Origin of the sequence: Thermoanaerobacter kivui (assembly GCF_000763575.1) — a bacterium.
GTDB lineage: Bacteria > Bacillota > Thermoanaerobacteria > Thermoanaerobacterales > Thermoanaerobacteraceae > Thermoanaerobacter > Thermoanaerobacter kivui.
The window spans coordinates 776,746-795,762 of record NZ_CP009170.1 but is presented as its reverse complement, the minus strand read 5'-3'; the positions used below and the strand labels follow the sequence as shown (position 1 = coordinate 795,762).

16 protein-coding genes, 1 tRNA gene and 5 pseudogenes are annotated in these 19,017 nt (G+C 34.4%); 5 read left to right on the top strand and 17 right to left on the bottom strand.

From position 1 onward, the window contains the following. Positions 1–30: 30 nt before the first annotated feature. From TKV_RS03980 to TKV_RS03965, 4 genes are all read right to left on the bottom strand, one after another. Positions 31–1,293 (bottom strand): ABC transporter substrate-binding protein, encoded by a 1,263-nt coding sequence (locus TKV_RS03980; RefSeq protein WP_049684832.1) that lies wholly within the window; start codon positions 1,291–1,293, stop codon positions 31–33. A gap of 144 nt (positions 1,294–1,437) precedes the next feature. Further along, positions 1,438–3,765, bottom strand: coding sequence for a glycoside hydrolase family 65 protein (locus tag TKV_RS03975; RefSeq protein ID WP_049684831.1), 2,328 nt, complete (start codon positions 3,763–3,765; stop codon positions 1,438–1,440). Positions 3,766–3,830: 65 nt separating this feature from the next. Continuing rightward, on the bottom strand, positions 3,831–4,841 hold the full coding sequence (locus TKV_RS03970; protein WP_009052649.1) for a LacI family DNA-binding transcriptional regulator: 1,011 nt from the start codon (positions 4,839–4,841) through the stop codon (positions 3,831–3,833). A 48-nt stretch (positions 4,842–4,889) separates the two neighbouring features. Continuing rightward, positions 4,890–5,591 carry a 4Fe-4S double cluster binding domain-containing protein gene (locus tag TKV_RS03965; protein WP_049686201.1) on the bottom strand — a complete coding sequence of 234 codons (702 nt, stop codon included), beginning with the start codon at positions 5,589–5,591 and terminating at the stop codon, positions 4,890–4,892. Positions 5,592–5,728: 137 nt separating this feature from the next. On the opposite strand from TKV_RS03965, the gene TKV_RS03960 reads away from it, so the two are divergent. Together TKV_RS03960 and TKV_RS03955 are read left to right on the top strand one after the other, a co-directional pair. After that, complete coding sequence (locus TKV_RS03960) at positions 5,729–6,028, top strand: alpha/beta-type small acid-soluble spore protein (RefSeq protein WP_003866999.1); 300 nt, start codon at positions 5,729–5,731, stop codon at positions 6,026–6,028. Between the two features lie 392 nt (positions 6,029–6,420). Further along, positions 6,421–6,936, top strand: coding sequence for a DUF4364 family protein (locus TKV_RS03955; RefSeq protein ID WP_003867000.1), 516 nt, complete (start codon positions 6,421–6,423; stop codon positions 6,934–6,936). On the opposite strand, the gene TKV_RS03950 is transcribed toward TKV_RS03955, so the two are convergent. From TKV_RS03950 to TKV_RS03940, 4 genes and pseudogenes are all read right to left on the bottom strand, one after another. Beyond that, positions 6,923–7,840 carry a YncE family protein gene (locus TKV_RS03950; protein WP_049684830.1) on the bottom strand — a complete coding sequence of 306 codons (918 nt, stop codon included), beginning with the start codon at positions 7,838–7,840 and terminating at the stop codon, positions 6,923–6,925. The two genes, TKV_RS03955 and TKV_RS03950, sit on opposite strands and share 14 nt — an antisense overlap. Before the next feature lie 100 nt (positions 7,841–7,940). Next, positions 7,941–8,216: pseudogene (locus tag TKV_RS03945) on the bottom strand (ATP-binding cassette domain-containing protein); the annotation flags it as partial. A 22-nt stretch (positions 8,217–8,238) separates the two neighbouring features. Further along, a pseudogene (locus tag TKV_RS14115) lies at positions 8,239–8,408 on the bottom strand (IS110 family transposase); the annotation flags it as partial. 276 nt (positions 8,409–8,684) lie between these two features. Next, positions 8,685–9,395 (bottom strand): hypothetical protein, encoded by a 711-nt coding sequence (locus TKV_RS03940; RefSeq protein ID WP_049684828.1) that lies wholly within the window; start codon positions 9,393–9,395, stop codon positions 8,685–8,687. A 211-nt stretch (positions 9,396–9,606) separates the two neighbouring features. On the opposite strand from TKV_RS03940, the pseudogene TKV_RS03935 reads away from it, so the two are divergent. Further along, positions 9,607–10,402: pseudogene (locus TKV_RS03935) on the top strand (hypothetical protein). 441 nt (positions 10,403–10,843) lie between these two features. Here the strand turns inward: TKV_RS03935 and TKV_RS03930 are convergent. Next, positions 10,844–11,386, bottom strand: a complete 543-nt coding sequence (locus TKV_RS03930) for a hypothetical protein (RefSeq protein ID WP_049684826.1) — start codon at positions 11,384–11,386, stop codon at positions 10,844–10,846. Next, positions 11,373–12,110, bottom strand: coding sequence for a hypothetical protein (locus tag TKV_RS03925; RefSeq protein ID WP_049684825.1), 738 nt, complete (start codon positions 12,108–12,110; stop codon positions 11,373–11,375). The genes TKV_RS03930 and TKV_RS03925 overlap by 14 nt, the downstream gene beginning before the upstream one ends. Before the next feature lie 95 nt (positions 12,111–12,205). On the opposite strand from TKV_RS03925, the gene TKV_RS03920 reads away from it, so the two are divergent. Beyond that, complete coding sequence (locus TKV_RS03920) at positions 12,206–13,171, top strand: helix-turn-helix domain-containing protein (RefSeq protein ID WP_049684824.1); 966 nt, start codon at positions 12,206–12,208, stop codon at positions 13,169–13,171. Positions 13,172–13,401: 230 nt separating this feature from the next. On the opposite strand, the gene TKV_RS03915 is transcribed toward TKV_RS03920, so the two are convergent. From TKV_RS03915 to TKV_RS12745, 5 genes and pseudogenes are all read right to left on the bottom strand, one after another. After that, positions 13,402–14,553, bottom strand: coding sequence for a hypothetical protein (locus TKV_RS03915; RefSeq protein WP_049684823.1), 1,152 nt, complete (start codon positions 14,551–14,553; stop codon positions 13,402–13,404). 132 nt (positions 14,554–14,685) lie between these two features. Beyond that, the gene (locus TKV_RS03910) at positions 14,686–15,864 is read right to left on the bottom strand and encodes an amidase domain-containing protein (RefSeq protein WP_049684822.1); all 1,179 of its coding nucleotides are present in this window, start codon (positions 15,862–15,864) and stop codon (positions 14,686–14,688) included. A gap of 604 nt (positions 15,865–16,468) precedes the next feature. Further along, positions 16,469–16,737: pseudogene (locus tag TKV_RS03905) on the bottom strand (helix-turn-helix domain-containing protein); the annotation flags it as partial. Positions 16,738–16,786: 49 nt separating this feature from the next. Further along, on the bottom strand, positions 16,787–16,999 hold the full coding sequence (locus TKV_RS03900) for a type II toxin-antitoxin system Phd/YefM family antitoxin (RefSeq protein ID WP_049684820.1): 213 nt from the start codon (positions 16,997–16,999) through the stop codon (positions 16,787–16,789). 124 nt (positions 17,000–17,123) lie between these two features. Next, on the bottom strand, positions 17,124–17,276 hold the full coding sequence (locus tag TKV_RS12745) for a hypothetical protein (protein ID WP_175574658.1): 153 nt from the start codon (positions 17,274–17,276) through the stop codon (positions 17,124–17,126). 54 nt (positions 17,277–17,330) lie between these two features. Here TKV_RS12745 and TKV_RS03890 point away from each other — a divergent pair. Next, positions 17,331–17,897, top strand: a pseudogene (locus TKV_RS03890) (transcriptional regulator); the annotation flags it as partial. A 145-nt stretch (positions 17,898–18,042) separates the two neighbouring features. On the opposite strand, the gene TKV_RS03885 reads toward TKV_RS03890, so the two are convergent. Further along, positions 18,043–18,117 (bottom strand) — tRNA-Pro (locus tag TKV_RS03885). A gap of 365 nt (positions 18,118–18,482) precedes the next feature. Beyond that, the gene (locus TKV_RS03880) at positions 18,483–19,016 is read right to left on the bottom strand and encodes a 4Fe-4S dicluster domain-containing protein (RefSeq protein WP_049684819.1); all 534 of its coding nucleotides are present in this window, start codon (positions 19,014–19,016) and stop codon (positions 18,483–18,485) included. Between the last annotated feature and the right edge of the window lies 1 nt (position 19,017).

The following is a 19,017-nucleotide window of genomic DNA, read 5'->3' as shown; positions in this document are numbered from 1 at the left end:
CTTATTTTAGTAAGGTGCTGCTTACTTAAATTATTGTCCAACTTCCTTTTGTGCGTTGTCAAGAGCTTGCTGAGCACTACTTATTTGCTTCATTATTAATGCTTCACAGGCTTTATTAGCCGCATCTACTACCTTTGTGCCATACAAACCGAATTGCCATGGTACCGCATAAGAAGCACCATCTACAAAGGCAGCTCTTTCAGGATATTTCTCCTTAAATCCTTCTTGCATAGACTTTCTCGATGGAAGTGCAAGGCCTGAATCTACTACAAATTGCTGTCCTTCTTTACCGGTTAAAAATTCAATAAGTTTAAAGGCTTCATCTTTATGTTTGCTGTTTTTATTCATCACATATGCAACAGTGAAAGCCATTGTAGATTTTTGCTTTCCTGCTGGAAGCTCTGCTATACCATAGTTTAAATCAGGAGCTTTTTCTTTGAGGAATGGTATCATCCAGCCACCTTCTATTGCCATTGCAGCTTTTTTAGCAGCAAAAGCATCTCCATTCCAGCCTTCTCCCATGTTTTGTGGTGTGTCAGCAACTTTGTCTTTTGTAATGAGGCCTACATAAAAATCAAGAGCTTGTGCATTCTCTGGCAGATTTAAAGTAACTTTTCCATCTTGATATACTGAACCGCCATTTTGATTTATAAAAGCATCAAATCTTGCAAGGTCTGCTGATAAAACCAAACCTTTGACACCGTCTTTTGTCAACTTTTTAGCTACATCTCTTAATTCCTCCCATGTTTTTGGAGGCTCATTTATTCCAGCCGCTTTAAACATGTCTTTGTTGTAAAACAAAGCTAGAGTATTGAAATCCTTTGGTAAACCATAAGTTTTTCCCTCCCACTGAAAAGCGGAAAGCAATGCTGGCTCGAAATCATTTACATCCACATTGTATTTCTTAATATAATCATCTAATGGCTCTAAAACTCCTGAAGACATAAGCTGTGGTGCCGGCATGCTGTCAAGATAGAATATGTCTGGTGCTGTATTTGACGCCAGTTCTGTTTGTAATTTTTGCATGTAATCTCCCACAATTGTCTCAATTTGCACATCTATATTTGGATATTTTTCTTTAAACTTAGCTATTTGGTCATCCACTATCTTCTTTTCTGCTGGAGATGAAGACCACATGCCTAATTTTATAGTAACTGGTTTTGCTGTCTCTTGTTTTTGTGTATTTGTCTCATTGGCACTGGAAGTATTATTTTTACTGGATGAACAACCAGCTAAAACAGTAGCTAATACAAAGATCGTCAATACAAAGATGCTTAAAAGTTTTTTACTCATTACCACTTTCCCCTTTCACAATTTTATAGTAAAATATCTGATTGAGAACTTAAAATTTTACTCTAACTCCACTTATCCCCCCTTAAAACATAATCAATTTATTTTAAGGTATAGCAGGTTATCCACCTGCCTATACCTTTTTGACTATTCTATTGTCAGCTCTTTCCCTTTTACCTTTACTTTTATATTTCCTTTTCCTTTTAATTTTTTTACTGTCACTTCCTGTTTTGTAACAATTACCTCAATTAAATTGCCTTTCCAGAATACTTTATAGGAAAGTTTATCCCATTTTTCTGGCAGCCACGGATTTATATTTAATATCTCTTCTTTGTCAATTTCCATTCCGCCAAATCCAAAAACAGCTACTTGCCATGTACCACCAGCAGATGCAGCATGCAAACCTTCTTTAGTGTTACCCTGATTGTCCACAAGGTCAACGTTGGCACTTCTCATAAAAGATTGGTACGCGTTTTTGTGGTCCCCAACTTTTAAACCCATAATGGCATACATACTTGGACCTAAAGAAGACTTGTGCATAGTCCGCTTTTCATAATATTCGTAATTGATTCTTTTCGTTTCTTCGTCAAATTCCTCACCTAACAAAAGCATTAACATAACAACATCAGCCTGTTTAATAAGCTGGGTATCACCCAATTTTGTTATATCAACACCTTCAGGCCATATAGGCATATTGTTTTCATCAAATTTATCAATAACATAATCTTTTTTATCAAAATAGCCTTCAAATTGTTCTATCAGCTTTTTGTCTTTGTCATAAGGTATATATATTTTTTCTTCAACTTCTTTCCACTTTTCCATTTCCTCATTTGTCAAACATATCTTGTTTGATATAGCATGATAATGTTCAGGGTATTTTTCTTTTAACATATTGATTAGTTCAAGTCCCTTTTTAATATTCCATTTTGCAAGGTAATTAGTATAAGCATTATTATCAACATGCTCATGAAATTCATCAGGACCTATGACATTGTTTATTTTATACCTGTCTAATTCTTTTACATATTCACATCTAGATACCCAAAACCTTGCAGTCTCAAAAATGACTTCTGCACCGTAATTCAACATAAACTCAATATCCTCTGTCGCTCTAAAATACTCCCACACTGCAAAAGCTATATCAGCAGTTATATGATGCTCTAAATCACCCGTCCATATCCTTACAGGGTTTCCCATGTAATCAAATCCCCATTTAGGTGTCTCTTCCTCTCCTGTATCTGCAGATTCCCAAGGGTATTGTGCTCCCTTATACCCGTTTAAAGCCGCATTTTTTCTCGCTGCATCCAGCATATTGTACCTGTACATCAAAAGTGTCTTTGCCGCTTTTGGATGCACATATATGAAAAACGGAAGCATAAATATTTCTGTATCCCAAAAGACATGGCCTTTGTATCCCTCACCATGAAGGGCCTTTGCAGCAATACTTACCATGGGGTCATTTTCATTGACAGAACTCATAAGATGAAAAATATTAAACCTCAAAGCTTTATCTGCTTCTTCATCCCCTTCAATATTTATATCTGCAACAGACCATAGTTCTTCATATACCTCAATATGTCTCTGCAACTCTTTGTCAATACCTTCTCCAGCAAAAGCAAAGAGTTCTTTTTCCACCGTACTCTTTAATAGGCCTTTTTTTACGTCTCTTGAGGTATAGGTTATAATAAATTTGTCAATTACTACTGTTTTGTTCTCTGTGCCATCAAACTCAAAGTATTCAATACTCATTTCACCTAAAGGCAAAAATCTCTTAAATTTAGCTATGTTATTTTTCTCTTTATCCTCATAATGATATAACCTCACTGCACTACCTGTTGCAATGCGAATATCATCGTCAATAGTTGCTGTTTCAAGATAAACTCCGCTTTTATTTAAACTGCTATTGTCAGTCACTTTCAAATGCTTTACCCTATGCTTTGGGCTATCTGCTGAATTTAAAACAGTCCCATCAATAATGCTCTCTATACCTACAACACCACTGTAATTTACAGGTGTTACAAATAGCTTAATTGCAGAACGATGAAGGTCGCTACGGCTTATAAACCTGTATCCCTCAATTCGAGTAATTCTATCTTTGCTGTCTTTTATCAACATACTCCTAAATAGAATACCTTTTTTCATATCAAGAATTCTTTTAAATTCTATCAACTGGCATTTATCCAAACTTAATTCTTCACCTTCAACATACAACTTTATTCTCAACCAATTTTGAGCATTTACTATTTCTCTAACCTGCGCATCTGACTTGTCAAAAATTCCTGCAATAAAATTTCCCGGCTTTTCTCCCTCGCTTCCTTCCTCAAAAGTACCTCTTACGCCCATGTAACCATTTGTAAGTGTAAAAAGGGTCTCATATCGAGGATTTACCTCTGTATTATACTCATTTTGGAAAATAAGCCATTTGTCATCACTTATTAAATTGTTTACATCCTCTAAAAACATGTGCTTTACCACTTATATACCTCCTGATTCCTGCTAAAAATTTTATCCGAAACGTTTTGGGTACTTTTTAAAAAAAATTATATCTTTCTAGCTGAATCTCTAATTACAAGCTTATGAGGTATTAATATATGCTGAGGCTTTTCCCCTTTTATAATAGATAAAAGATGTTTTGCTGCATTATATCCCATCTTAAAAGTATCTTGTCTTATAGTAGTAAGTCCAGGAGTAATAAGGGATGCAAGTTCAATATCGTCAAAACCTACAATAGAGATGTCATCAGGCACTTTCATTCCTAAGTCTTTTGCTGCTTTGAAAGACCCTATTGCCATCAAATCAGAAGCATGGAAAACAGCAGTTATTTCCGGATGTTCAAAAACTAACGTCTTAAAAGAATTATATCCACCTTCTTGAGTAAAATCATCAAAAACTACATATTCCTCTTTGTAAGGTATATTATTTTTTTCAAGAGCTTTTTTATAACCTTCTAACCTTTCAAAGCTTACAGCCGCATCATTATGCCCATTTATAAATCCAATATTTCTATGTCCTAACTTTATAAGATAACTTGTAGCTTCAAAAGCCGCCTGAACGTTATCCGAACTTACATATCCCACTTTATCAGTCAGTATCGGTATATCAATCAGAACAGTGGGAATTTGTGTTCTCTTTATTTCTTCAATGTAAGGATCACTCAATCTTAAACCTTCTACAATAGCCCCTTCCACTTTTCTGTCATTGCAAAGCTTCTCATAGGAAGTGGCATCTTGGCTTTCCGGGTCTACAGTAAAAAGTATAAGGTCATATTTATCTTTTTTTAATCCTGCTTTTATACCTGCAAGCACTTCGAGGAAGAAAGGATGATACGCCCCAGGTTTTATTAATTCAGAAACAATCAAGCCAACTGTGTGGGTCTTATTTGTGACAAGTCCTCTTGCAATGGAGTTTGGAGTATAATTAAGTTGTTCCGCTATTTTTTTAATTCTTTCACGTGTTTCCTCGCTTACATCCGGATATCCGTTTAAAGCTCTCGAAACCGTTGTAACAGATACACCCGCATATTTCGCTATATCTTTTATTGTAACAGCCATTTAATATCCACCTTTTCCAAAACGTTTTGGTTGTTTGATTTCATTTTATCAAAAACCTTTTAACCTGTCAACAGATTTTTTCCTTCCGTAAGGACACACTTCCATACAAATACCGCAGACATAGCCTCTTCCAATGTGTTTAAATTTTTTATTCATGTATTCGCTACAAGCTCTTGCGTCAACTATTTCTTCTCTCGGCATTCCCTCTTTCCATAGAGTACCATAAAGTGCCATAGCAGGACAGGCATCTACACATAATTTACAGCTGCCACATTTACTTTCAGTAATGGGGGTTCCGGTTTCAAAAGGCATATTTGTTAGAACTGTTCCTAATCTCACTCTTGGTCCATATTTTTCAGTCACAAGAAGCCCATTTTTCCCTATCCAACCAAGCCCTGCTCTTGTAGCAGCAGTTTTATGTGGAAAAAGTCCTCTATATTCTCCCAAATCAGCAATCGATTGAGACGCAGGAACAGCTAATGCTTTATAGCCCCATTCTTCAAGAAGAAGACCCGTCCTTAAGGTTATCTGGTCAATTAGCGTATTTACAGAACGGTAATGGTGATAATAAGTGTGAGTAGGCTTATTCTCAATTTCATCCACTATTCTATCCGCTAATTTTATTACAACTGCAATGGCATACGGAATATCTGAAAGAGTATCGGGAAGGATACCTGTAAGATTTGAAAAACCTACTAAAGACGCTCCCCATTCCCTTATTTTTTGCTCTAAAATTTTTTGTTTCTCCATCTCTATCAACCCTTTTAGTAAAATTTTTGCATATAAATATTTTAGCACAACAAAATATATTTTTTTAAAATTTTTCAAAGTATATTTTTTATCCACCTACACAAATTAAGTATGAGAAAGAATAAGGAGGGATTTAAATGGCAAGAGGTAGTTGGAACGATCGTCCAAAAATGGTACCAGAGGCTCACAAAGCCCTTGATAATATGAAATACGAAATCGCATCAGAACTTGGCCTTCCAGTTAAGCAAGGTTCTGAAGATTATTGGGGATATATAAGTAGTAGAGATTGCGGCAAAGTAGGAGGACAAATGTTAAGACGAATGGTTCATTTTGCTGAATCTGCCATGGCAAGAGGCATTAGTATATATGGTTCTACTCCTGCACAAGGCGGCCCACAAGGTGCTGCAGGGAGCGAATCAGAATACATGCAAAGATAGAAAGAGAAAAAGAGAGTATTTCGTATACTCTCTCAGACTGTAGACAAACTTTCGTAAAGGAGATATTTTGCATAAGGAGCGACTTGTTACAAAGCGGTAACAAAACTTAGCAAGACCGAGGGTGGAGGCAGGGCCGAAGCCATGGATGGCGAAGGCGGGCACCTGAGGCAAGGAGGCCGATTGTGCCCGGTACCCTGCCGGAGCCCGAAGGTCGAGCTTTAGTTTTGTCGCTTTGGAACATCGGAGCGACGATGCAAAATATCTCCTTTGAATATTTTTTAACTTTGTCAACAAACTGAGAGAGTATTTCGTGTACTCTCTTTTATTATTGTATATTTTGTGATAGAATTAATTTAAATATACCACATGTAGTAATAATGCGAGGTGGTAACTTGGCGTACGAAATACAAGAATTAGCAGAAAACAAGTTAATTATACTATACATCTTAAACAGAATAAATATGCCTATTACAGACGAGCAAATAAGCAAAATTATCTTAGATAACAAACTTATGAACTATTTCTATTTAAGACAATACCTTGACGAGTTAATAGAAACTGGCTTTATAAAATTAGAAGAAGAAAAATATTTTATTACGGAAGAAGGTATAAACATTTTAAAACTATTTTTCACAAGAATCCCCTTTGAAACACGGCAAAAAATAGACGAATACATCCTTTTAAACAAAGAAAAAATAAAACAGGAATCTCAATATATAGCCACTTATTACAAAAAAGACGAAAATCAATATATAGCTAATTGCAAAGTCGTAGAAAATGATATAGTTTTGATTGAGCTAAATATAAATGTAGTAAACAGCGAGCAGGCAAAACTTATCTGCGATAATTGGAAACAAAAATCTCAAGACGTATATGCATACATAATAAAAGTCCTCACGGGTCAATAACAAGGCCTTGGGGCTCTTTTCTTGTCTTTATAGTCCCTACCTTTTCCATATTTGATAAATCAAAAATAAAAATTTTATTGTCTCCTAGATAAGTTACATAGGCGTAGTTGTCATATAAACAAAAATCTGAAGGAGCCTCCCCACAGTATACTTCTTCTTTATCTTTTGTAATAAGACTAACCCGGCAAAAGGTATTTGAATAACTACTTAAGATGTACAGAAAATCATTCTCCTTGTAAATTTTTATAGGGACTTTTCCTGCATTTATCTCTTTCACAATTTTAAAGTCTCTTAAATCTATTATAGAAATTTTACCATTCTCTCCGGAGTCAAAATAGCTATTTGCTACATAAAGATACTCTTCATCTTCCGAAAAAATTATGTCTGTAGGATTAGGTCCTGTTATTATGAAATCCAAAATTGTATAATTCTCCGGTTCAATTAATAAAATATCTCCTGAAATCATATTGCTTACAAAAAACAGATTATACTTGCTGTTGTAGATTATTTTTTGCGGGTAGTTCCCCACTTTAAACTGCCCTATAACTCTCTTTCCCTCTATATCGAAAACAGTAACAGAATTAGAATCTGCATTTACAATAAAGATATTGCCATTATACAAAACTCCATAAACAGGGTAAAGCCCTACATACCACGATCCTTCAAATTCAAACTTTTCTTTATCTATTACGCTGATTGAATTATCATAACAGTTTAGAGTGTAAATTTTCTTTCTATTTTCATCTAAAATCAACCTATGAGGTCCACAGAGGTATTTAGAATAGATATTTAATGGAAGATGTTTATTGTTATAAGACTTTATTCTAACAGAATCTCTTGAGTGTTTTTCCAAATCAATCCGATCAACAAAATCTTCTCCCATACTAGCTACATATAAATACAAAAGGCATCCCTCCACATACCAGTATAGTTTCATAATATGCAGAGGAATGCCTTTGGGAAACTTTTTAGCTTCCTTTGTCTGCTATATCAAATCACCATTCTTTTAACCTGTAATCTTTGCTTCGTAAAAAGGGGTCTTCTCCCAGTACTCTTATAATACCTTCATCTGCTTTAATAATTCCAGATACCAGTTTAATAGTAGTAGTTTTCCCCGCACCGTTTAAACCAATCAGTCCAAGTATTTCTCCTTGATTTACAGTAAAAGAAATGTCCTTTACTGCTTGTATGTACTTGTGCCTTCGCTTAAAAAAGCTTTTAACTACATTTATCACGCCATTTTCATTTTCTTTTATGTATACTTTGTAAGTTTTACTGATAAGTCTTTATTCTTGTTACGTTCAGCCAGGCAATCGTACCAATCGTTTTTAATTTTTCAAGGTTTTTTAATAAAGTGGAAAATCTTATCGTTTTTCCGGCTTTTCATCATTGACAGAGCCTTTAAGCAAACAAGCCGCTATTGTTTCTTTGTGAACACCTAATCCACAGCAAACTTCTAGTAAATCCGCCATTTTCTTCACTCCTGTTAAATTTATTACAGGGCTGATTACCTGAGAAAAATAAGAAACTTAACACCTGTGCTGTTCCCATATTAGTCAATATGGGGCGACAATTGGCTGTGCTCAAAGGTAATCAGATTAGGTTAATTTCCAAGGTATTAATCCATCAAAACTAAATCAACCTTTCTCCTTATTAATTTTAGTTTAACAAAAAGCGAATTTTTTGCAACTTGAAAATTTATTTTCATCTATGGTTGTGCTTTGCTTGTTGTTTTTTTCTTTAAAATTTTATTCTGTAGCTTTAGACAGCTTTTTTAATAAATAACCTACTCCACACATTATTAAATAGAACAATCCCGCAGTTATGATTCCTCCCAAAAGTACAAAGATAACAAATACAAATACTCCAAAGCAAGGATATGCAATAAACATTTTCCCTATTGCTTCTCCTGGCCCTCTGCCCCCCATTACTATCCAACTTATCAGCCCAATCGTCCATATAGCTAAATCTATCCCTACTGAGTAAGGTAAGCGAGAAATGTGCCTCAGGGGTACTGTAAAAAAGTCATGTAACATAATTCTGCCTCTCACCCCTGCAGGTGGCCATAATATTGGAATAATTGTTCCAATTACATGGCTCATAGGCCAAGTAAAACCACCATATTTAATTAATTCTTCACCAATACTCTCAGATGTAAATCCTCCACGGAAATCCCCAATACTAGCCCTAGCAAAAATTCCTGTTATTCCCCATAACAAACCAACCATTATAATTTTCTTAAGAGTTGCAACTTTATTAAAAGGCTTTATTTTTGTTTTTGCAAGCTTCACTATTAAATATGCCATCCAGTTTGAAATTAAACTAAGTAGAGCAACAAAAATAATTCCTCCTAAAAGTGTAAAGACAATTAATGCAAACCATCCAAAAACAGGAAATGTAATAAACATCCTTCCCAAAGCTTCTCCAGGCCATGAACCGCCTTTTATACACCGCCCCATAATAAACCTATTATTAAAATTATCAAAATAACTTTAACATTTTTCACTTTTTGACCTCCCCATTTTCATCATGTAACGTCAAATTAAAGCCTTAAATTCGCATATCTATAGTCTCCAAAACATTGGAATAAAAATTTTTTCGAGAAAAAGGAGGATTCCCTCCCCTTGGTGTCGTAGGTAGTAGTTGCCAAAAACAATCACCATCAACCTAATGTTTCGACAACCACTACCCGTTTTCCTCTTCGCTCATTTATTAAATTTTTTACTGAAACTCTTCCTTTTCACTGCTAAACATTTTAAAGTCGATATCAAACCACCTGCTGACCTTCAACCTGCAAATTACAAAATCTTATCTCCTCTAAAGGACCCTTTGCCCGTTGTGGAGAAAAAAGATTACAGGAAAATCCTCGCTGACGCTGAAGCACAGGGTAAGCCTATTTCTCCCGTCAGACGTATAAAACCACTTAGTGTAGATATCGATAAGTGCCCAGTTTGTGGCGCTCCTGCCGATTACCTGTATAGCTTCGGTAAAGATCTTGAAGGCTTCCAAAAGCTCCAGTGTAAAGTGTGTAAACACCAATGGGCTCCGGGTAGGCCTGCACCTAAAAAGTTTCATCCTACTTATCGCTGCCCTTTCTACGGCTATGCTCTTAGCAAAGATAAAACCAGAAAAAATTTTACTTGTAACCTTGCTAAAAGTCGCTTCACTTATTGTCTTGGGCTTTCTTTGAGACAGACTGTTTCTGCTTTACTGCTTGCGATGGTTTGAGATGTGGCAGTCCATGCCGCTTAGTTTTTTTCGGTTCATACAAGGCCCATTACAAGCGCCATAAGTCTTTTAGTTCTTTTGAAGGTGCTGTATAGCCCATGCCTTGCTGTATCAGCTATACTACGATTACTTAAAGCCTCATAAGGTTTTTAACGGTAAAGCGCTTGTATCCATTAAAGATAAGTATGGTAAAAAGGTCTATAGTTGGGCCAAACTGATTCTAAGGTTTATACGGTAAACTAGACTGAATTTAAAAGCAGTCTTTTTACCGCAAGGGTAAAGTGCGCTTTTTTCGTTAAAGTTCCTTTATTATTCTCTATAACTTCCATTGATCAGCTACTTTTGTTCCTTGTAATTTGCCAACTACTACCTGCGATCTCCATTTTTTAGGAAATCTTAATATTCTTGTTTGACGCTACAAAAGCCTTCGTTGCTGGTAGTATTGTACTCCCCTTTTCATGCCGGGCACTTATTAGCTGGAAAAAAGTTTGAACCAATGCCGTCAAGTGTGAAGTAGTTTATTTTGTTGATTAAAAGGAACTCGGGCTTGGCGTATATCTACTCCATATCACTTATTTCCCCTAGATCTTCTAACTAGTATCGGAGGGGTATTTCACCACGGGGTGGTCAATTTTTTCATTTCTCTTGGTTCAATCATGCACTGAAGGTGACATTTAACTTATTCTGCAGAAACTTTAACATAAGCCCTCTTCCCATTGATCCTTAACTCGAAATAAAGGGTATCTTTATATTTATTGAATATCTCCTTTTCTTTTTCTGAAAGTTTATTATAATGCTTCATCAATACTCCTCCTTCATCAAATATTCTTTCTCCCGGGTTCAACTCCAAGTATCTATGAGGAGGGTAGAATTCATCCACTATCCCAGCTATAATTATTTTAGTTAATTCCGGAGGAACAAATTTTTTATAGTTTAATTTTATCGGTTCATTGGAAATATTGTATATTCTAAATCCGTATATTAGAGTGCATAACTCATTATCTGGACCACCTTCCTCTGTGGTATGATCGAAAAGCAATCGAGATTTATACATTTCGATTTTTACGTATTTTTCATAATCTATTTCGCTTTCCCCTGAATTTATTCTTTCTATTACAAAATCAACACTTGGGAGAAAAGGAGTGGCAAAATATCTGCATCCAGTTAAAAATAAAAAGGAGAAAAGAATATGAAAAAAAATCATCTTCTTAATATGTTTCATAATACGTTCTCCCCATCCTCCATGCTTCATATGCCAATTGACTCAATATATTGTATTTCATATAGTTTGGAGCTTTTGCTATAACCTCCGGAGGATAGCCATTTTGATGAGTGTAATGTTCATCTTTATGTCTAAACTCTCCGATTTTTGTATCGAAATACCATATGCCATAATACTTATAATAATATCTGCTTAAACTATAACCAACATATTTCCAGGTCTTGCTATAATCCCAGACATAAAGATCGTGATAAAAGTCTCTATATGTATACTTCGTTTCAGCTTCGACCTTTTTATAAGGGTCAATATTCGACAAATCCGTATAAACAGCCTTTAGCGCATTATAAATTTCTTCTCCTCTTCTAAATATATCCCCAATACCAGGCACTGCCTTAATTATTAATATTGAAGCATATTTAAAAGTTTCAAAGTTGGTAAAACTTTTCCTTGGAGTTCCATTAAAATATCCTGCTTCTTTTGTTAAAACATCTTCTATTTTTACAGTTCCGTAATCTGGAGCTATATATTCTACTCCTATTCCCCTGTCAGAACCTAATTGAGTCGGAATAATTATTTGAGATTTCAATATAATTCTATCATCTTTCGTACTTGGTAAGCTTTCATCAAAAGGCACTGCTAATGCGCTATTTAGAGAAAACGCGAATTGAAAAGATGTAAATATGATATTGACAATAAAGAAAATAACCATCAATTTCTTTTTCATTCTATCCCCCCTTTACATATCTCTTCCTTAATTATATAATACATGGTAAAGGAAACAATTGCAAGCCGATTTGAATCTGCATGGGGTGTTAAAAAATGGATGGATTCTATTACGACCTGGAAGGCTTTGGGAAAGAATTGAAAAACATAAGAAAGTCCTTGAGGCTTACTCAAAACGAAGTTGCTGAACAAGCATTTATAAACATAGATACTTTAAGAAAAATTGAAAATGGCAAGGTAATGCCCAAACAGGAAACCCTGGATTTGCTTTCTCATTTTTACAAAAAAGACCTAAATGAAGTGTTGCTCAAATACAGAGTTAAAGATTACTCTACTTTTTGTAAAATAAAAAACTCTATTGAGAATAAACTTGAAAGTGGAGACTTTGAAGGGTTAAAAGAAGACATGGAAAAATTAAAAACTCTTGAAGAAGAAAAAATGAGCCCTTATTATGCAAAATTTTTGCGCCAACTTCTGCTTCTTTCCGAATCTATTTATGAAAAAGCAGTAAATAAAGACCCACACACATCTTTAATAAAGCTTGAAAAAGCAATGAAAGTAACTATACCTGATTTTTCTGTTTACAACTACGCTAATTTTGTGTACAGTGACTTAGAAGTCAGAATTTTAATGAACATAGCTTTAATATTTGTATTTGAAAAAACGGAAAAACGCCAGCAAGGCCTTGAAATGTTGCTCTTCTGCCTTGAGGCGTTGTCAGAGGAAGAATGGGAAATTAAAATAAAAGTTTACTATAATATCTCATATACTTATCACCTTTTATCCATTTACGAAAAGTCACTCTATTACGCTAATCTAGGCATAGAAACCTGTGTAAAAAATAATACCTTAAGCGGCTTAGGACTTTTACTCTTCAGAAAAGCAATTGCAGAGCTTAACCTTGGCAGAGAGGAATACAAAGATTCCCTCATTAAATCTATAAATATATTTGAAATAACTGGTCAGGATAAGCTTAAAAAAATAACCATAGAGTCCTGTAAAAAACTTTATAACTTAGAAATCACTAAAGAAAATGGTATGATTGTGATAAGGAACTTGTGAATTTCTACAAAATCTATACAGACTGTAAAAATACCCTAGCTTTTTATTATTTCTAAACCTGTAAGAGCATTTTTAGATTCTAATGGAAAACACAATGTTTTGTATCACGCAAAATTAAAAAATCAATAAAATCTTTCAAGAATATATACGCGTTTAAATGTCTTTAAAACATAAATGCTCAAATTCAAGTTACAGCCAGTACTATGGTATCCAAATAATTTTTTAAGTTTTCAATCCATCATGCTATTTGTTCCACTTGTATTTGGAAAAATTATATCCCTCCCTCCATCGAAACTACTGTTTCTAGGTATGTCATATGTTCCTACTACCTTATTTTCTTGGTCTATTAGCTCTATCCCTTTCACTGTCCTGTGCAAAAGGCCCATCATTTTCCCATCTCTTAAAGCAAAAACATAGAGTTCTGGAGGCTCGGTGGGCTTCACCATTTGAATGCCTACAAATAAAATATTTTCATAGCTCCCCAAAATTTCTATATTAACCGGCATGGCTGATTTCAATGTTTCTGAAGCATATTTCTTCTGATACTCTATAATATTGTTGATTGGCTTAAGTTTCATAGTATCAATATCTACTTCTGCAGGAACTGTGAGAGTAGGTATAAAAAAGCTTTTCTCAATAGAAGTTGTATTGTCTGGTAAAGGGGGTAACGCCGGTGATAATTCTGCATCTTCTGGAATCTTTACTTCTCCCCATTCTATTTTCTCTGCCTTAAGATCGTATTTTGCTATGAAAAGTTTTGCATAGATTTTCCCTGTACCTGGTATAAAGCACGAGTACAGTATAAATACCTCATTTCCATTTTTGGTAATTCCTGCTATAGTACCTGACTCCTCTACGCTGTACTCTTTGCCATCATCCATTTTAAAAAAGTGTGGAGGAATAACCAGCTCTATTTCTTTATTCCTACCATTCTCAGTAAAAACCAAAATGTACTTGCCCTTTCCTTTACTGACTAGTTTTACACCTTTCCCCCAAATTATTTTTTCTTGCAGAGGAACTTCTACTTTCTCGACGTTTCCTTGATACTCCTGAGAAACTTGTGCATATGAGGGAATTACCAAATGCCCTTTCCCATCCCATGAAATTGGAGACTTCTTGTGAATTTCTTTCGGTACATCTTTTTTAAGAATGGTATATATATTTTTTGATTCATTTTTTATTTTCTTATGTTCAAGGTCCCAATAATAAAGCTTCGCTTTTACTCCCCCTTCTTCCTCCTCAAGAATTGCAAAAGGACTTCCATTCAATTTTACCTTCTCTTTTTTCTCTTCAGTAGAACAACCGCAGGTCATTATAAAAGTTAATACAAAGGTTATAAAGAAGGACAAGACTTGTTTAAATTTTTGCTCTTTTACTACCATTCTTTCAACTCCTTGTCTTTTAAAATTTAATTCTGTTTGAATAATTTAGAAATTTTATTAGAGACGGGTCTTCTCTTTACTACCCACTTTATTGGAGAAAACCCGTCTCTAACTTACTATACTTAAACTAACTTATTCCCAAAGTACATAATATTCCCACGTCGTATTTTTTCCATATGGATACTTTAAACGATCATTAGTATGTGCGCTAAATAGCCTCTCAATAGTATCGTTTTTTACAATCATCATTACATGCGAATCTGGAATCACAATAACACCACCTGCTGCAGCACTTTCCCATGTCGATCTCTTCCAATATCCTTTTTGATTAAGCATATAATTTTTTAAACCAGGAACATATGTCCACGCCCAATTATTACTACTGTCTTTTAATCTTTCCCATTTACCTGGATCAACAGGTATACCACCAGCATTTAGTGCTTGCGAAACATAATCTGCACAATCATTATGACAGAAGCAATCATAATATGGCCATTTAGCATTATTCCACTTAGCAATATCCTGTAATGCAATATTATGAGGACAATAAGTAGTTGCATTGGAGGTCCAAGTATTCGCATAATCTCTTGCTTTGAGCCTATCATAATAAGGATATAAAGCTGCTACTGCAAAAGTTCCTTCTTCAATTAATTTACTCTCCATTTCTTTATATCCTGCATTTTCATATTCTGCAGGAGATTTTGGAATTAATTCCTCTGCCGGCACAAACGTATTCATCTGTTCTGCATATAACTTTATCGCATTTTCCTCAATATTACTTCCTCTGAGTTCTGCCTCAAATTTTAATATCATATACGATTCATCCGGAACCCCAATATATTCTTTGAGTTCTGAGTACCTATCATCTAACATCTTCACCACTCTCTGTGCTTTTTCTTTTGTAAGTACGCCACTATTAGCACTCAGTACTTTATTGATTTTATACTCTTTTTGAAGTTGAACATCATAATCAGCCATGTTGATTTTTCTTAACATTCCTTTGATGTACGGTAATTCACCAACTTTCTGTGCTTTCAACACTTTAGTAACACATACTTTAGCAATTCCTTCAACTTTATCTCCAGACTTTTTAAAATCAGCAATTTCAACATCTACATTATTTACGTGATAATAATAGGACCAATTATTTACAATCCATTGCTTAATAAAATTCGTTATTTCCCCCTGATATTTAAGGTCATTGTCTACTGCTTTAACAACATTACTTTTAATTCCAATACTGTAGATAATAACAGCTACCGCTAGAAGCCACACAATGTGTTTTACCAAGCTTTTTCTTACCGTTGACATATTATTCACTCCTCCTTGTTTTCCTTAATAATATAGGTCTGCATACAAACTAGTTGATAACATTATCTGCACGCTGAAATGCTGCACTGCATCACACCCTGTTGTGTCAGATAAGTCCAAAATTTTTGAAGGTCATAAAACCTTATAGCAACTGTTACATAAAGATTTGGAAAACACTTTAATGAATGTTTTAAAGCCGTTTTCATTGATTCTCTAAATTAAAATAAATTCCGTCACCTTGATAAAGGCTTTAAATTTTTGTTTATGACATGCCTCAAAAAGCAACAAGAACATTTTCTACATTCCTTTATCATCCCACTGGCTTGTCAATTTATCTAGGCAAAACAATCGAATGAAGCACTATCTGATCTACTTCACCTAAAGGAACCAGTTGTTCAAAGGCCATTACACTGTAGGAGCAAAGTATCAACAACATAATTAAAATATTCAATATAATCTTTTCTCTTCCATTCATCTCCCATCACTTCCCGCCCTAATATTTTCCTCCCACTTTCATCATATCATTAAATTACATAAATTCAACCCGATTTGAATCGGGGTTACTCACTAAAAAATGTAAATTATATGTATTTTATTCACTTTAATACTCTGCTTCTTGGGCAGGAGTCATTAAAAGGTAGTCACTATCTATATTTAAATCAATAAATCAATGCCAAGTTCCCGAGCTCTTTTATTAAATTTCTCTGCAATGATAGAGGCCGTTTCCCTGCTCATAGTGGTTCGGTTACTTTCAATCATGCTTAAAAAACCTCTTGTGATATTTTCAGATTGCAGTCCTCTTTGTTTCATTTTGAGCATTTTTCTTATTTTTTTAACTCTTTCTCCAGGGGTTAGAAAAATAAGAGTACACATGCAAAAAAGACCGGCTTTGAGCCTGCCTGTTTTCACTCATAGTGTATCCTCATTTATAAACCTTTACAATTTTTTCTTTCAAAACTTCGTATATTATCCTGTGCTGTATGTTTATCCTTCTTGAAAATTTTCCTTTTAAATCCCCAATCAAAATTGCATTGCCTTTTCTAGAAGTTATTTGGATTGGTTCGCTGTTTTCCCTTACTTGCTCAATTATTTTATATATGTTCTGCCTTACTTTTGTTACAGGCATTGTCTTCATTTAAATCACCTCTGTGGATAATTATAACGTACATAAAAACGTACGTCAATAAAAATTTATAACGTAAATTTAGTAAAAAATCTTCATTTTCTATAAGGTGGAACATACTTAACTTTCATTAATACTAAAACTTTCTCAATATTTTTTCCAATTCTATCATTACATCATTCATTACTCCTATATCCACTTCTTTTGTTGATGAATATTGAACTAAAATTATCAAATTCTTATACGTCATAACAGCTGCACTATTTTTTTCTGTTAACTCTTTATTCAAATGCCCAAACCCCTTATTATAAATCTATCCTGCAAAATCTTCACCAATATAATTTCTGTTTTTGAAAAAACAATCAATGAAGATTATGGAAAAGCCATGGAAAAACTCCAAGAGGCAATGAAAATCACTATCCCTGATTTTTCTCTTTCTAATTATGCCGATTTTGTTTACAATGATATGGAAATTAGAATCTTAATGAACATGGCTTTGATTATTAAAAAAACAGAAAATGTAGAAAAAAGCCTTAAAATGCTTTTATTCTGTTTAGAAAATTTATCTCCAGAAGAATGGGAAACAAAAATAAAAATTCATTACAACATATCTTATAATTATCATATTCTTTCTCTTTATGAAGAATCTTTACATTATGTAAATCTAGGCATAGAAACCTGTACAAAAAATAACACTTTATGTGGCTTGGGGCTTTTATACTTTAGAAAAGCAATTGCAGAGTACAATCTAGGCAGAGAAGAATACAAAGACTCTTTATCTAAATCCATACATTTACTCGAAATAACTGGTCAGGAAAAACTTATAAAAACAACTATAGAATCCTGCAGGAAGTTTTATGATTTAGAAATTTCTAAGGAAAATGGCATACTTGTGATAAAGAAATTATAAAAGACCACCCTCTTGTTAATTTTAACACTAGGGTGGCCTTATCTTTCTGATATATTGTTGTCATTATTCAAACATTTTAATTACTTCGCAACCACACGTTTTTTAGCCTGTTGATAAGTCATAAAACCTGCATGATTACTATATCTGGTCGGGGCAACAGGATTTGAACCTGCGACCTCACGGTCCCGAACCGCGCGCGCTACCGCTGCGCCATGCCCCGACGCAATATTCATTTTACCACACTCTTTCTCTTTTTTCAATAAGTGAAATAAAACCCGCATTTCACAGATAAATGAATTATGTCTATAATAAAGTTATCAAACTAGAAAGGGCGATTACTATGAATTATTTAGAAATAGCATTTATGCGCTCTTCAAAGCCAGCAAATATACCTCTTAAATGTATGAAGAAATGTAATGCAATTACATGCATCTATAATTGTAGCGGCTTTTGCATTGCCTTTAAAGATTCTAAATGCGATTTTCACGAAGAAACCAAAATACCTGAGCAATAAATTAAGCGGTCAAAAGACCGCTTTAGTTTGTTGACAAACCTTATGGGGAGTCCCTTTGATGGGGAGTTTTATTATTTATTTGAGAATGTGTCACTAACGATTTTTTTGACTTTTTCCCGTCCAATTTCTTTTGTATCAACTAATTGCAAAGCACCGTTTGGACACGCCTCTACGCAGGCTGGTTGCCCTTCCGCACCTTTTCTTTCTATGCAAAGTGTACACTTTGTCGCAACGGCATGTTTATCCGGAATATATACTGCACCAAAAGGACATACAATTGAGCAACTGTGGCATCCAATACAACGCTGTTTATCAATTACTTTTATACCGTCTGGATTTACACTTATAGCCTTTACCGGACATATTTTAACACAAGGAGCATCTTCACATTGTCGGCATACTGCCTGAGCCATAACAGGATAATTTTTATCCTGTAGAAAAATATATAAAATATTTATATTTGGGCTTAAAGGAATTCCAGACCCTAAAAGCTCCCAATATGGTCGGTTTCCATTAGCATCAGCACAGGCTTGTTCGCAGCAACGGCATCCGAGACATTTTTTTATATCAGCAAATATATATTTTGTGCCGCTTTTGACATCCATA